Genomic DNA, 15556 nt, shown 5'->3' with positions numbered 1-15556 from the left:
TTTACTTCATCTCCTTGGGGTGTTATTTTTCTAACATATTAATAATAACTTAATTTAAGGCAAAATGATTAATTTTAATTAAATTTTTTAATAGCTTTGTTAGTTTTAATACGATTTTCTAAATACCAGTCGCGATTTTTCGATTTTAATAAGTATGTTGTAATTAAATCATTAAAATAGGTAATAGCAAATAATGGTGAAATAAATATTTCTTGGGCTTCATAAAGTCCAGATGAAACAATATTAAAAGTTCAATCAGCATAAGTTGATATTTCTGATTTATCTTGTGATGTAATAACAATAATTTTAGCATTATTCTTTTTGGCTAATCTTGCAGCTTCAACAATGGCGGCTGTTTTTCCTGATAAAGAAAATAGAATCAATACGTCTTCGGCTTTAATTAATGAAGCATGCATTAAAATACTATCATCATCTTTATTTAAGCAAATAGAACGTAAACCAAAACGATATAATTTATTAGCTAAATCTTCAGCACCTAATCCTGAATGACCAACTCCTGCAATATAAAGGCAAGCTTTACTATTGTCATCTAATCAATTAATAAATTCTTGCAAATCACAATAATTAATGGTTGAATCATTTAAATCAATTAGTTTTTTATAGTGGTCTTTTAGGACACTACGGTCACCAAAAAATTCACGATTTAAAGCTTTAAAAGTTGTTTCTTGTGCTGCTAAACTAATAATAAATTCACGATATCCTTTAAAACCTAGTTTTTTAATTAAGTTATAAACAACACTATAGCCAACGGCATTATCTTTGGCTAAAGCACTAATGGTAATTGAATCCATTTTTTGACTATTTTTATTAATATAGTTAATAATAATCTTTTCTTTCTTAGTAAAATTATTTTGTTCTTTTGATACACGCGATCAAAAATTATCATTGATAAGCATTAAAGACTCCTTTGTTACTATAAAATATTATTAATGGGTTATGCTTGTGAAAAAGGATAATTAATATAACACGGTTGTAACTCATCAATTGATTTAATCTCAGTAAAGTGGTGCACTAAAGATTGAAAATTACTAATGATATCACAATCTTGTAAATCTTCAATTATTTCGAAATTTGATAAATCATTAACAATTCCAATTTTAGTATTATTATCTACTAGTTGTGGTGTAATTATAGTTTTACCTTGATCATAAACTGCTAAATAACTTTTCTTATTATATGCCAGAAGAATACTAACTGCTTTTCGTAAGCCTACTTGTAATAATAAACTATTAACGATAAAAGTGAATAATAAAGGATTTAAAATTTTCAAAGTTTTAACGAAAGTAAGTGCTACCCTAATTCCAGTATAACTACCCGGTCCAGCAGCAATTACTACTTGATTAATATCTTTTAACTTTAATTGACACTTAACCAGTAACTCATTAATAGTAGTGAGTGCTAATTCTGTTTGTTTTTGTCAAGCGTCAAATGAAGTGCTTTCCAAAATATTATTATTTTGTAATAGTACTACTGTTAATTTCCTATTTGTTGTATCTAAGTATAATTGGTACATATTCCACCTATTGTTGTTATTTTAAAAGTTATACATGATATTATATTACATACTTAATATAATATCATGTATAATGTAATAAAAAACAATTAATAATTAGATAAAATATAGAATTGTGAGTTGATAAATATGGGCTTCAATAAAAATGTGGGCTTTAAAACAAAATTTTCTGATTTTTTACTATGAACTGGACTTATTGTTATTATTATTGATTTAATTGTTCAGTTTACAACAATCCTAGTTGGGTATACAAAAATACCACCTACAGTAACAAATCCCCATAATCTTTGAATTCCTCCAGATGGTGCTTGAGTAGGAATATGAACATTACTTTCTGAATTTACTATTCAAAGTAATCTATTGCTTTTATTCTTTTTTTGTTTTGTTTTAACTAATCGTTTTTATGAGAATCGTTGTTTATTTGTTCATGGTAGATTTAGTTTAGCTATTACAACATATACTACTATAACTGCTATTGTATTCTTTGGTGTTTTATTTGAACCCCTGTTAAAGAATTTAGATACAAATAATGCGATTAGTGTAACTAACTTCGCTAATACTTTCTTATTAGATTTAATCACCCCAGTAATTATGATTTTATATTACCTATTAACTGTTGGAAAATACTATTGAGGATATAAGAAACAAGCTTATTTATGAACACCAATTATTTCTATTTACATGTTTGTATACTTAGGATATGCGCTTGCTAAAGGTAATTTTGTAGGAATGTTGCCAAATGGTAAAACTGAGATTGATTATTCATTCCCATATTCATTTTTAAATTTTCATGAAAGTTTATCAAAATTCTTTATTTATATTAGTCTGATTTTGGCTTTATATTTAGTTTTGATTGCATTGTTTACTTTATATAATAATTTATTATATAAAAGAAATAATAAATCAATGGCCTTATTAAGAGATACCAATATTTAATACAAAGTAAAAAAACGATAGTACTTTAAAATTACTATCGTTTTTTTACTTTGTATTTCAACAACTGTTAAGTTATGATTAATATCATAAAATTGATAACTTTTAATCTGTTTACTTTACATAGGGGTAATGTTGTTTAACAACAAGATAAATTATGAAGTTTGTTGTTCTTTATTTCTGAAATGTTTAATGAAAGGGTCACCTTATTCCCCTTGACTTCAAAACCCAACGTGAAACTTTCGCCTCAGGTGAGTAGACCAGCGAAACTTCCCCACAAGAACCTCTCAGAACTGTACGTGACACTCTCATGTCATACAGCTTCCATTATTCAATCTTTTGCATACCTTTATACTGTTCAATGATAAAAGAAACTCGGAAACCTCTTTTTGATTTTGGATATAAATTTACATGAGTGTTTTACTTTATTTCGAAAATTCTTACATTTTGCCCTAACTCATCTTAAAAGATAGTTTTCTATGTTTCAAATCATTATGTACATTTCTGATTTATAAAATCTACCATAGTATTGGACTCAACCTCTTACTATGGGATTTATTTTCTCTGCTATTCTCTCCAATGTTGTGCCAGTTCTTTGATGTAGTCTTCATGCTCTTATATTTTGCTTTATTTTCTTTTTAGCCTTATTACTAATTGCTGGTAAGAATGATGTGAATGAGCCTCCCCCTTTTTGGCTTCTTGCTTTTCTTGGTCTAAATGTATAACCTAAAAAATCAAAGGTATATTTAGAGAAAATTTCTGTTCTAGCATTATCCTTACAATAGACTATACTTGTCTTTTCCATTTGTAACTTTAAACTAAATTTAAGTAATCTTTTCCTAATTACCTCTTTCATAAAGCTTGCTTGTTTATAAGTTTTGCAATGTACTATTACATCATCAACATAACGTTCAAATGGTATTGTTGGGTATTCTTGTTTCATTCAGTTATCAAATACTAAATGCAAAACTATGTTTGAGATAATGGGGCTAATAGGACTTCCTTGTGGAATTCCTTTATTCCTTTCTATCATAGTACCATTTTCTCATTGCATAGGGACTTTTAATCACCTTTCAACATATAATATTACTCACTTACAATTTGTATACATCTTGATACTTTGTAATACTAAGTCATGGTCTAAACTGTCAAAGAATTCTGCTATATCTAAATCTATTACTCAATCATATTTCCAACATGTTTTACGTGCCATATCTACAGCATCTAATGCCGATTTATTTGGTCGATAACCATAAGAATTCTCATGAAATGTTGGTTCAACTAGTGGTTGAAGGTACATGGCCACTGCTGTTTGTGCTACCCTATCATATACTGTTGGTATACATAGTATTCTATGTCCCCCTGTATTTTTAGGTATTTTCACAACTCTTAGTGGTTTTGGACAATAACTGCCAGATGACATCCGATTTCATAATTTATATAGATTTCCTTTTAAGTCCTCATTAAATTTTAGTATCGTTATGCCATCTACACCTTCTACACCCTTGTTTTTGGATACTTGTTTATACGCTTTTCCTATCAGTTGTTTTGGTATATCAAAAGATTTTGTTTTATTCATTAACTCATCCCTTTCTGGTTGATTAATACTTAAAACTGAATAACGCAACCCCTTTGCTCCATTTCCATTACAGAAACTTCATCACTACTACGAGTTGCTCCGTCCCTGTTTTGCACATCGGTACTCTCATTCTTAGAGTTTTGCTCTTTGAATTTCTCCCTTAACATTGCAACGACAAGTTCCCATAGTTCCATGTAATAGCCTAAAATAAATTCACGCCACCTTTATGCCGGATGCCACCTACTCAGTAAACCAGTTTCCGGTAAATTTATCCCAGATTGCTGACGATCACTCTGGTTTTGACATCTTCTTTGAACCTTTCGACACTTCATCAATGGTTCACTTCCGTTCGTCTCTTTATTCCACACCTGACACTTTCAATTAGTGCCTTTTCCATAACGCTCACTACCTTGACTCTTTACCAACGCAACTTATGGTGGTTTGAAACCTGTTCTTGTAAACCGGTTTCGAGGGGTCGGTTCCCTCATCTATCATATAGCTTCAAAACATTTTATGTTTCTAAGGAACACCATCAGTGTTTATTTTACTCTATCAGTAATAGTAGGTATACCTAATGGTCTTTTTCCTGTTTTATCAGGTTTTGGAATTCAAACGCGCCTTGTTGGTTTTGCTTTCTCTCTTATATTTAGAGAATATGCTAGTTGTAATCTTTCTTTTTGATTAAGATTTGCTTTTCCATCAATTCCTGCCGTTTTCTTTCCTTTGTTGTCTTGGGTTACTTTTCTAACGGCTAGTAGTTTAGCACTGATTGAATTTAATAATAATCTTTGAAGTTTATGCACTTTGTTAATATTTTTACATTTTTCAGCTTGATAAATTCGTTTTTGTAACTTAAAAACATTCTTTTCCAACTTTGGTCAAGGAATATTTTTTTATTTATACCTAACAATTTCTTGTTGGTTCATAACATTTGTATTACTATTCACTACTTTACCTTCCAAATTAAAGTGTCTACGTCTGCATATCCCAAGCATTACTTTGGGCATTGGCTTTTTCCACATAAATGCATACGGTTGGCACCTGCTTATATTAAAATAAGAGCATTTATGTTGTTACCCCGTTCCATAATTTTGTTTCGTGTCAAACTTAGATTCCTACTATTTGCCAGAAACTGAGAACATCCATAATCAAGAATATAAAACTTGATTCCTCTTTTGCTTCATACCATTTTGGTTTATGCGTAACAGCCTTTTCGCATATTATTGTTAACGACAATTCGAACATAGGTTTCTTGCGTAATCATATTTGGCTTTGCTTGCAGGGATATCATTATTAGGCTAAATGAGTTCCCGCTTTTGTCTCATGCTTGCACCCTAAAGGTTGCCAATCTTTAAAATGTGAGACATGCTTTATCTCTGATGTCTAGAGAAAAGGGAATTGAACCCTTAAAGCTACGACTTTCGGGTCGCACTCATATTTACAATTCAGGAAAAATAAAAAATGTGTCATACACAGATATTAGAGTTATGACACATAATGATTATTTTTTGAATTTTTTTGAAAAGAATATAGAGTATGTTTAATAAGTTCAACATACTAAGGAAATAAAAATGGTAGGGAATATTTTTATGAAAAGTAAAAATTTGAAATTGTTTGATATTAAGTTGAGATTTAACTAATTTCCTCCTTTTTTATAAAAATTTTTACAAGGTAATTTATAAAACATATTGTGCAAAAAACTTTCTATAAAATAAATATTATAGAAAGACTTAAAGTCAAATATTGAATTTAAATAACAAGTAACCTCTCTAAATATTTTTTAAATATCTATAATGGTCATATAAATTATGACTCATATAATGTTAATATTCAATTATTTTTACTAGCAAAAGGTGTGTTTTTGTCATTATTTTATTCATCTGATTTTAATAATTCAATTAAATTCATTTTATTTAATTCACTATTGTTAATAATAAAGGTTGAAATATAAATACCACCAATCACCACAAATGATACAGGCAAGATTCATCACGTAATAGTAAATGGCAATGCCAAAGAAGTAGCAGCAGTAATAGCTGTTACTAAACCATATACAACTAAGAAACCAATAGCACATCCTGCTAAATATCCTAATAATGCTCATGGCGTAAAGATGCCTAAAGTAAAGGAGTTAATTTCACGATTAGTATATCCTTCTGCTTTCATATGAGCCATAAAGCGTCGGAATTGGTCAGTAAATAAATCTGTAATCATAATAACAATTAAGATTGAACAAATAATGGTTGTCACAATAAATAATGCACTAGCACTAAAGGAAATATCAGACATTTTATTAAGCATAGCTTGTTTTCTTGATAGTAAGTCATTATTAGCTACTAACGGAACAGTTTCGTTATTATTTAGACCAACTGTTCCATAAATACTATAGTCATCAACGTTTTGCTTAAAACTCATCCGCCCAATCAAGTCAAAGATATTATCATCGGCACTTAGTTTACCGCTAAATCATTGTGGAACTGTTGTTCCATCATAGTATGGATTATCATCATAAGCACTATAACCAACAATTTGATTAGCTCATTTTTGGTCAACATAAGCTTTTGGTGTATCATAAGAATCTTGAATTCCAACAATTTGATAGCTATGAATAGGGTTAGCATTACCAGTAATATTTTGTCATCATAGTGGCATATCATTAATCGCTTGTTGTAAATTACCCTTACCACTTAAAGTATTTTGTTTTTCAAGGATACCACGATCAATCATTCCCATAAATCATTCTGGATTGCGATTAGTTAAAAGTCCTACTGGATCAAGGGGTTTTGGTGGCTCTGGGGTTGCACTATCAGATAAACTAAATGAGAAAGGTTTAATTCATTTACTATCTTTTGTTTTTGCAATACTATTAATATCAAATGGATATAGCGTGCTACCATCAGTTTTTCTAATGGTTCCCTTTAGTGCACCTTTATCAATCTTATCAGGTACTTTTAATCATACTTTGTTCATATCATTTCAGGTTTTAGGATTATCTTTATCAAGGATAGGTTTACCATTGTTGTTATACATTCCACTATATTCGTAACCTTGAATATCGGTATAAGCTGTATTTCCTATTTGTTCATTCTCGCGATAATTTCATTTGGTGCCATTTTTTGACCAAATACCACCATTATTAGGAGCAGTCTCGGGGTTATTACCATAGTATCAACTATCTTTTGGTAATGGGATCATTTTACCATCTTCATTTTTATAACATAGGGTATTAATATCAGGAGCACCATCAAATGTTGAACCTACTGATAAACCATATTTAGATTGAAAGACTTTATTAATAATCATAGGAATCGCAGTAGCAGTACTATTGTAATGTAGTAAGTTGGCTTCATTATTTTTTAAGATAATCATTTTGGTATCAGGATTAATACCAATGGTATCCATTAATCCTTTTGATGCTAAATCTGAATTATTAGAACCAATTTTAAATTGAGTTACTAATTCTTCATCTGGACCATCCGGACCATTTTTTTCCTTACTATGATTAGGATTAAAGGCAACTGTATTGTGACCAATAGCAAAATAGTCATATGGGTCTTGATCGCCAATTTTAGGTAAACCATCTAAACTTTGACGAACATAACCAGGCAAGGTTTGCTTTAAAATTTCTTTAATAGCATCTGGACCAGGGGCAACTCCAGGGTTAGAAACACCAATAATACTTGGTAAAGCAGTACTTGCAAAATCAGTTAATGAACTAGAAAAGGCACTTCCAGGCGTTTGGTCTCTTTTACTTAATTCAGTTAATAATTCATTACTAAAAGCTTTACCACCTAATCAACTATATGATCAAGCTAAATCATTAACACTGAGTGTTCCATTTGAAAGACCATTATAATAATTAGTCATAGCAGTTGTGAAAGTATTTTTGTCTTTCCTATAATTGGTATCAAAAGTAAAGATATGAGCAAAATCTTGTTTTGGATCATTGGCTTTAAATTTTAAAGGATCATATCAGCCAACACGACTATCACCATCATAAACAATTTTATCTTCTGGCCATGGCATTGCTCCATAAACAGGATAAAATTGTTCATCTTGTGGTTTATTGAAAAAATTTCAAGCATATAAACCATATTTACTTACAGGTAAGTTAGGGATAGGAGTTTGATATTCATAATAATTTTTATATTTTTGTGTTTTAAAATAACTATTTTTTAAACTAGAAATAGTAGCAGGGATAGCAGTTGTTGCCACAATTGATAAAGTAGCTAAACTAATGACACTAGAGGTCACAAGAATTTTCTTTCAACTAGTTTTTGATAAAGATAATAAAAAACGTCAACGGAAATGATTTTTTAAAAACCCACTTGCCTTTTGTTTTGTGTTATTAGAAAGAGCTAAAACACTATCTTTCTTGATTAATAATAGTGGGTCTTTCTTTAAAACACGAAAGGCGGTTAATACTGTGGCAATGGCAATAAAACCAATAATTAAGGTAATAGAAACAAATAATGGTGCCACATTAAAATTAAAAACATTATAAGGTAAAACAAATAAAGTATTAAAAATTTCAGTTAAATAAACTTGGACAAGTAAACCAGCAATCCAACCAATAGGAATAGCAATTGCTAAAGCAATTAATGGATACGATAAATACGAAACAGTAATTTGTCAAGTTTTATAACCAATAGACTTTAAAATCCCCATTGATACTTGTCCATGCTGAATAGCTTTTTTAACAATTAATGTTGTAATAAAAATAACAATTAACACTAAGAATAAAACAGCAATAATGGAAGCATATAAAAAACCTTCTACTGAACTTTCAAAAATTTGTTTACGGCCACTATAAATAGAAAACTGATTATTATCACTAGTAATAACTGGGTTAGGAACAATGTGATATATAGTTGTTGGCGATTTATCAGCAGTATACTTATCAATTAAATACTTATTGTAGTCAAATTGATTGTGCTCACTATTACCATTATCACTGAAAATAGTTTTTTGGAAAAAATCATCAAAATAACCAGTGTTAAATACGGATTTATTATCTCGATCACTTCATGGTGTAAAATACATTAAAGATGTATCAGTTTTTTCTTTACTAGGATATCAGTCGCTATTACTTCATGCTATTGGTGGGGCATAAGCAATAAACTCTGTTCTTGTATTAGGAACTGGGTCTAAATCATTAATAGTAGGGTAAATATCATAAGCATCACCACCAATTCCTGTAATAATAAAACTACTATCATTAATAACGATACTGTCACCTGGTTTGTAATTAAGTTTTCGTGCATATTGTGGAGTAATAGCAATTTCATTTCTGCTTGTTGGTGCTACTCCTTCAAAGATTTTTAAATTAGCATGGTTAATGGCACCAGGCATACCTATATCAATAACTTTAGTATTAGTTTGGACAGTATTTTCAGTTTTAACAATAGCGTTAAATTGATTACGAACATAAATATCACGTTCTTGTAAAGCTGCTGTTGCACGTGCTAAATAAAAAGAATAAGTATCAGTTTCACGGCCATCTCCAATTTGATTATACCCAGCAGGAGAAAAATAATTATGAAGATTAGAATAAATATCACTTGTAGCAGAATTATCAAATTTACGACCAATACGCATATAGTGACCATTCATACCAAATCTAGCAGCAGGAGCGACCCGAGGGTCGGTATTATTATCAAAATCAGTTTTATTAGGACCTATTCCTTGTTTAATAGTAGTAAATAAACTATTTCTAGCAGCATCATCAAACAGATTAGTTGCATCAGGAATAATAGTAGAATCAAGACTAGCACTTTGGAAATTAACTTTGTTCTCTAAAATTCATTTAATAAAATCAGCATCTGTTTTTTTTAATTCTTGTACTGTGGGGTTTTGAACAATTCAACTTTTAATAAAATCTGAAACGGCCATGGTAATACTAGGTACTGACAAGCGCATAAAAATATCACGATACAAGTCTGATGCCGCTTGTAAATAGTGATTTTTTAGGTTTAAAGTTGTTGCAGCAGCCGCTTTAGTTTGTAATTGACCATAAATACTAGCTTTCACTTCGGAATTACTTAAATTAAATGTTAATGGATTATTAGGATTAGCTCAGTTAAAACTGTTAAGACCAGTAATTTTTCCTGTCATATCATGAGCAAAATCTACAATCACATCACTGGCAGTAATAGCGTTAATTTGTTGGTTATTACCAATCACAGTATTATCAAAGTAAAGGGCTTTACTAGTACTCTTCCCTGTTTCTTGATAATATAAACGTCCTAATTTTAAACTAAAAGCTTGATTGGCAATTTGTTTAATTCCTTGGGGGACTGGTGAATAGGGTAAGGCAGCATCAAATTTAAGATCATCTAATCCCATTTCTTTGCTACTATCAATCATTCGGTCATAAGAAATTCAGCAACCTGTAACTAAAGAAGTAGCAAATGCAGTTAATAAAAGTAGAATTACTAATTGTAGTTTGCTTTTTCAAGTTGCTACTAAAGTTTGTTTTAGTAGCAAAGTATTACCACTAAAAATTCTTTTTTTCCCTTTACTGCTAACAGTTGTCCTTGATTCTGCTTTGCTACTACGTTTCTTTAATTTTGGCATTTTAATTCTTCCTTAATCCGTTTTTAGGTTTTAAATTTGTTAATAATCAATCTATATGCATGTTAATAATAGCACAACTAGACCAAAAATAATATTTGGATAAATTTTAACATTAAATTTATAGTTTCAAAAGTTATTATTCAATGTTAGAATATAAATGGTGATAGTTTTTAATTTATTAAATTAGATTATCATATTAAACGCAAAAGCAAAAATTAGGAAATAATACTTTAACACTTTTTATTTTTAACTTTCTAAAAAAGGAGAAAGACACTATGAAAAAATTATTAACTAAATTAGGTGTCATTTTAATAGCCAGTACCAGTAGTATGCACTAATTGCTTGTAGTTTTAACTTTTATGTGAATCGTAGTATTAATGGTAGTGCTAAAGAATTTGCTAATGAAACATCATCAGTTATTAAATGTCGAAAGATTTAAATACCGATACTATTAGTACTAATGATGATATTATGAATCAAACTAAAAATAACACTATCGTTAATGCTACTTCTGGTAAAACCTTAAATAACTGAGGTGTCAATGAAAAAATTAATATTAACGGTTTTGATCCTAATCAGTTTTTTGTTGCTTCGGGAACTGGAACATTAACCAAGACAATTAAATTAATAGCAAAAAGAAGATTAATAATATCTTAGGTTATGCTAAAGAAATTAAGACTATTGAACTTAATTAGTAATGGTAATTTGAATAGTTTAATTAACAGTCCTATTTTGCAAGGACCAATTATGACATTTTTAACTACGCTGCAAGATAACTTAAAAAATTCAACAGCAAGTATGAAACTAGTTAGTAGTTTACTTAATCATTATAGTGATCAATTTTTGCCTGCTATTACCCAATTACTAAATAATTTGACTACTGGTGACTGAAATCAAAATCATAGTGTACATACTATAATGTTAGAGATTTAACTATTTTTATGACTAATTGAAAAGATGTTAATAGTACTCCTTACAGTCAATGAAATCAAAATGGTGGATGAAGTATTACCAATAATATCGGTCATCAAGTTCAAGATTGAACTCCTGAAGCATATAGTTTATACCGCAGTGGAGTTTTAATTAATCATTTATTTTGACAAATAGGTAATGATAATCCGCAAGTTGGACGAAAATATTTGGGAGAAATTATTAGTAAAAATATTGATGGATTAAGTATAAATACTGATCAATTAATAAAAGACATTACCCCCTATTTGAATTATATATTAACTAACCCGACATATCTAATTACTATTGTTGAAGCTGTAATCCTGATTGTTAAAAAATGACTTTTAGAAATGCCTAATATTAATTCAGGAATTAAACATTTAATATTTTCTGATAAAGCAAGTGATCCAAGCAGTGGCCGTTTTAATTTATTAGAAGTTATTAATACTATTAAAGCCCTAGTGCAAAACCCTGAACAAGTAACAAATACTATTAAAGAACTGCTTGGCATTAAAAAAATAGTTGCGATACCTTTACTTATGATATTATCGTAAAAATCGGTGATGAACAGTTACCATTAGGTGCAGTATTAAAGATAATCCCTGAAACTTATATTAAACCTTTAATTGATAAAATTACAAATATATTAAGTTCTAGTACTGTTACTACAACTTTAGATACTATATCTAATTTAATTGCTAATGTTTCACAACAATATCATGGCGATGACATGATTGATATAAATTTAACAAAACTAACACAATTCTTAACTGACAAAAGCACTGGATTACTAGTAATTTTACAAGCAACAATTGAAACATTAAAACAAATTGTCGACCCTAATCACAATATTAATCCTAATGACATCAACAAATTGTTTTATGCTTTAGGTTGTCAGCCAGATTCTAATAAAGGTTTTAAACCTAACTCACCAATTAGTGCTTTACAAAAACAAATTAATGATACTACTAGCCCCTTATCCAATCTTATTGACATCATCATTGACAATAAAGATAAAAAAGGATTAGCAACAATTATTAGTAAGCAAAATGATGAATGAATTAAAGAACACTATACTAAATATCTTAGTGAAAAAACTAATACTATTACTAATATCGTCATAAATGAAAAAACTAATGACAATATTCAAACAATTAATTTAAGCTATGATTTTAATTATACTGACAATGATACTACCTATCATTTTGTAGTTAGTCTTATTGATACTGAAAGTTTAAATACATTTCAAGATATGCGTAACTTTAAATTTAAATCTATTACACTACTAAACAAATAATCTGATTATAATATGACTGTACTTATTAGTAAAAACCACAAAATAAGTATTTTACAACTTAAAATCTTTGGGCGTATCCAAAATAGGTATAGATTTAATAAAAATATAAATGAGAGATAATACTCTCATTTTTAATTGTTAAACAATTATAATTAATTATTTTGATAAATCTGTACTTTATTAAAGTAATTAATTATTACATAACTTAATAAAAATTATTAAAGGCTATAGTGCAGATATAACTAATAGTAATTTTTGTGTTGGTCTTTTATAACTTTATATTTTTTTTGGTTCCCTTCCCCCTAGAACCCCCTACCCTCCGAGGCTTTTGCTACTTACAGTAGCAAAAGCCTATACGTAGTAGATAGTAAATATTTAGTATATAAGCCTTATCACTTACAGTGATAAGGCTTATACATAATAGAAAGGTTAGAAAGGAATATATGACAACTATTAATTTAGAATTAAAAAGTAAAATTAAAGAAACAGATAAAGGTATATTATTAGAAATTGGTGAATATGAAACATGATTTTCTATTCAATATACTAATATTGATAATAAAAATAAAAAAATAATAATAAAAATTTTTGAAGATTGAGATTATAAATTAGGTAAAAAATCTATTATAAATGATATTTCTACTATTAAAGGTAGTGAAATTTTAAAATATATAAAAAATATTCCAAATGTTACTGCTAATGAAAATGAATTAATATCTTGTGAATTTTATAAAAAATATAATGGTTATTATATTGGACAAATAAAAAATGAAGAATGTTTTAAATATAATATTACCTGAGAAAAAGATAGAAAAAGTTTTAAAATAAATAATCCATATAATCATAATGATTTAGTAATAAATTATATAGTAACATCATTAAAAGATTTAGTAACTCATAATAATAAAATATTTTATTTAAAATATTAAGAAAGGAATTAATATAAATGCTTAATTGAAATATTATTACTCATAACTGTGATATTTGTTATAAAAAATCTTCATTTGCTAATAGAACATGTAATAACTGTTTTTATAAATTAATAGGTAAAAATAATGAAATGTAAATTACATAATAAAAAATATATTTGAATTAGTAAATGGTTTTGAAAAAACTTTATATATGTCAAAAGAACAAATAGAAAAACATTTTTTAAAATATTCAAAAACTTATGCAAAAAATAAAGAATTTATTGTTAGTGATTTTGATAGTATGGCATTAAAAACTGTACTTACTCAATTATTAAGAAAATGAGGAATTATGAGTACTGAAATGCAAACAGCGTATGAAAGTGACCAAGCAATTATTACTGAAACTGAAAAAATATATATTGATAATCCAAATAATGATAATAAAGAAATTAAATTAAAATCTATTGAAGAACCAAAAGAAGAAATAAATATTAATTATGAACAAATACAAACTAATATTGATAATTTAGATAAGGTAGTATTTAGTAATGAATAATTATTTACTTTCAATAGATCCAAGTATGAAAAATACTGGGTTTACATTATGAGAAAATAAAATACCAATATTAATAACTAGTCTTAATTTTTCTAAAAAAGATTATCATTATTTTACTGATTTTATTAATATAGTTCTTCTACAATGTCAAACTAATAATTTAGGTGTAATTGATGATAAAACAGATTATAGTTTATATTTAGTAATTGAACGTGGGATATTTAATCCAAAATTTGGTAAAGGTAAAGAAACATTAGACCATTTACGTGGTTTTATTGCTGGACAATTTAATAAATTATTAACTAAAGATATGTTAGTTAGTAGTAGTGAATGAAGAAAATGATATCAAAGTTTAGATGAAATTAAATATAATTGAAATTATAAACCTTGAACTAAAGAGTTATCAATTGAACTTTCTCAATTCATGATTAAGAACCATAATTGAAATATTAAAATTAAAGACCATGACCAAGCAGAAAGTTTATTAATTGGTTGATATTATTTAAATAAGGAAGTGAAATAATGAGTTGTGTATGTAGCGCAGGAGATTGTTATGATATATGTGGATTTATTAAAAGTCCTGATATGAAAGATATAAATGGTTTTTGTCAACATATTTTTGAAAAAAATAAAGATGGAATGATAGAAATAAATAAATTATATAATTGAATAAATAAAAATAGTTATGAAACTGATACAGGTTGATTATATATAGATAGTTTAAAGTTAATACAATTTATAAAAAAGGAGAGTGAAAAACATGACAGTATATTGATGTAATAAATGTGAAATTGACTATATAAATTGTGAATGTAGAAACCCTAGAAATTGAGAAAAATTAGACTAAAGGAAAAAATAAAATGAAAACTAAATTAAAATGTATTTGTAAAGATTGTAATAATAAAGTATTAATTAAATTACAATCTACAGATTTAGAAAATACTTCTGTTCAATTTTTTAAAATGTGTAAAAAACATCAATTAGATTTTAATAATAAAGTAAAAGAAATAAAAGAATATTATGATAATAAAATTAAAAATAAGGAGAATAAATAAAATGAAAAAATATTTATTTATTTGTTCTTGTGATAATGTTTATCTTAGTTTATGAAGAGCAATGTTACATCAAAATTTTCATAAAAGTAAAATAACAATTTATTTAATAATATAAATTTAAAGATATTTGAAAGGAATTTAATAACTAAATTATCTATATTTAG

General features: G+C 27.7%; 16 protein-coding genes. 10 read left to right on the top strand and 6 right to left on the bottom strand.

From position 1 onward, the window contains the following. Positions 1-74 precede the first annotated feature (74 nt). Both AAHM98_RS01765 and tsaB read right to left on the bottom strand, forming a co-directional pair. The gene (locus tag AAHM98_RS01765) at positions 75-917 is read right to left on the bottom strand and encodes a MurR/RpiR family transcriptional regulator (protein WP_342276793.1); all 843 of its coding nucleotides are present in this window, start codon (positions 915-917) and stop codon (positions 75-77) included. Positions 918-955: 38 nt separating this feature from the next. Then, entirely contained in the window at positions 956-1534 is a 579-nt protein-coding gene (gene tsaB / locus AAHM98_RS01760; protein WP_342276792.1) for a tRNA (adenosine(37)-N6)-threonylcarbamoyltransferase complex dimerization subunit type 1 TsaB, read from the bottom strand. Between the two features lie 129 nt (positions 1535-1663). On the opposite strand from tsaB, the gene AAHM98_RS01755 reads away from it, so the two are divergent. After that, positions 1664-2470 carry a hypothetical protein gene (locus AAHM98_RS01755; protein ID WP_342276791.1) on the top strand — a complete coding sequence of 269 codons (807 nt, stop codon included), beginning with the start codon at positions 1664-1666 and terminating at the stop codon, positions 2468-2470. A gap of 346 nt (positions 2471-2816) precedes the next feature. On the opposite strand, the gene ltrA is transcribed toward AAHM98_RS01755, so the two are convergent. From ltrA to AAHM98_RS01740, 3 genes are all read right to left on the bottom strand, one after another. After that, positions 2817-4094 (bottom strand): group II intron reverse transcriptase/maturase, encoded by a 1278-nt coding sequence (gene ltrA, locus AAHM98_RS01750; protein ID WP_342276790.1) that lies wholly within the window; start codon positions 4092-4094, stop codon positions 2817-2819. Positions 4095-4585: 491 nt separating this feature from the next. Further along, the gene (locus AAHM98_RS01745; protein WP_342276789.1) at positions 4586-4918 is read right to left on the bottom strand and encodes a reverse transcriptase N-terminal domain-containing protein; all 333 of its coding nucleotides are present in this window, start codon (positions 4916-4918) and stop codon (positions 4586-4588) included. Positions 4919-5918: 1000 nt separating this feature from the next. Further along, positions 5919-10622: an ABC transporter permease gene (locus AAHM98_RS01740; RefSeq protein ID WP_342276788.1), complete on the bottom strand. Its 4704-nt coding sequence runs from the start codon at positions 10620-10622 to the stop codon at positions 5919-5921. A gap of 423 nt (positions 10623-11045) precedes the next feature. On the opposite strand from AAHM98_RS01740, the gene AAHM98_RS01735 reads away from it, so the two are divergent. From AAHM98_RS01735 to AAHM98_RS01725, 3 genes are read left to right on the top strand one after another with little or no spacing between them, the layout of a single operon-like run. After that, entirely contained in the window at positions 11046-11279 is a 234-nt protein-coding gene (locus AAHM98_RS01735; RefSeq protein WP_342276787.1) for a hypothetical protein, read from the top strand. Positions 11280-11282: 3 nt separating this feature from the next. Continuing rightward, positions 11283-11555 (top strand): hypothetical protein, encoded by a 273-nt coding sequence (locus AAHM98_RS01730; protein WP_342276786.1) that lies wholly within the window; start codon positions 11283-11285, stop codon positions 11553-11555. Positions 11556-11563: 8 nt separating this feature from the next. After that, entirely contained in the window at positions 11564-12127 is a 564-nt protein-coding gene (locus AAHM98_RS01725) for a hypothetical protein (protein ID WP_342276785.1), read from the top strand. Between the two features lie 55 nt (positions 12128-12182). On the opposite strand, the gene AAHM98_RS01720 is transcribed toward AAHM98_RS01725, so the two are convergent. Next, complete coding sequence (locus AAHM98_RS01720) at positions 12183-12305, bottom strand: hypothetical protein (protein ID WP_342276784.1); 123 nt, start codon at positions 12303-12305, stop codon at positions 12183-12185. Between AAHM98_RS01720 and AAHM98_RS01715 the strand changes: the two genes are divergently transcribed. The 6 genes from AAHM98_RS01715 to AAHM98_RS01690 all read left to right on the top strand — a co-directional run bounded on the left by AAHM98_RS01715 (position 12304) and on the right by AAHM98_RS01690 (position 15392). Next, complete coding sequence (locus tag AAHM98_RS01715; protein WP_342276783.1) at positions 12304-12870, top strand: hypothetical protein; 567 nt, start codon at positions 12304-12306, stop codon at positions 12868-12870. The two genes, AAHM98_RS01720 and AAHM98_RS01715, sit on opposite strands and share 2 nt — an antisense overlap. A gap of 443 nt (positions 12871-13313) precedes the next feature. Continuing rightward, the gene (locus AAHM98_RS01710) at positions 13314-13799 is read left to right on the top strand and encodes a hypothetical protein (RefSeq protein WP_342276782.1); all 486 of its coding nucleotides are present in this window, start codon (positions 13314-13316) and stop codon (positions 13797-13799) included. A gap of 142 nt (positions 13800-13941) precedes the next feature. Beyond that, positions 13942-14337: a recombinase RecT gene (locus AAHM98_RS01705; RefSeq protein ID WP_342277243.1), complete on the top strand. Its 396-nt coding sequence runs from the start codon at positions 13942-13944 to the stop codon at positions 14335-14337. Continuing rightward, positions 14330-14860 carry a hypothetical protein gene (locus tag AAHM98_RS01700; RefSeq protein ID WP_342276781.1) on the top strand — a complete coding sequence of 177 codons (531 nt, stop codon included), beginning with the start codon at positions 14330-14332 and terminating at the stop codon, positions 14858-14860. Before AAHM98_RS01705 ends, AAHM98_RS01700 begins: the two co-directional genes overlap by 8 nt. Next, positions 14860-15117, top strand: coding sequence for a hypothetical protein (locus tag AAHM98_RS01695; RefSeq protein WP_342276780.1), 258 nt, complete (start codon positions 14860-14862; stop codon positions 15115-15117). The genes AAHM98_RS01700 and AAHM98_RS01695 overlap by 1 nt, the downstream gene beginning before the upstream one ends. An 80-nt stretch (positions 15118-15197) precedes the next feature. After that, positions 15198-15392, top strand: coding sequence for a hypothetical protein (locus AAHM98_RS01690; RefSeq protein WP_342276779.1), 195 nt, complete (start codon positions 15198-15200; stop codon positions 15390-15392). The last annotated feature ends 164 nt before the right edge of the window (positions 15393-15556 follow it).

It is taken from the genome of Spiroplasma endosymbiont of Nebria brevicollis (assembly GCF_964030895.1).
Classification (GTDB): Bacteria; Bacillota_I; Bacilli_A; order Mycoplasmatales; family VBWQ01; genus Spiroplasma_E.
This window is presented reverse-complemented; position numbering and strand designations above follow the sequence as displayed.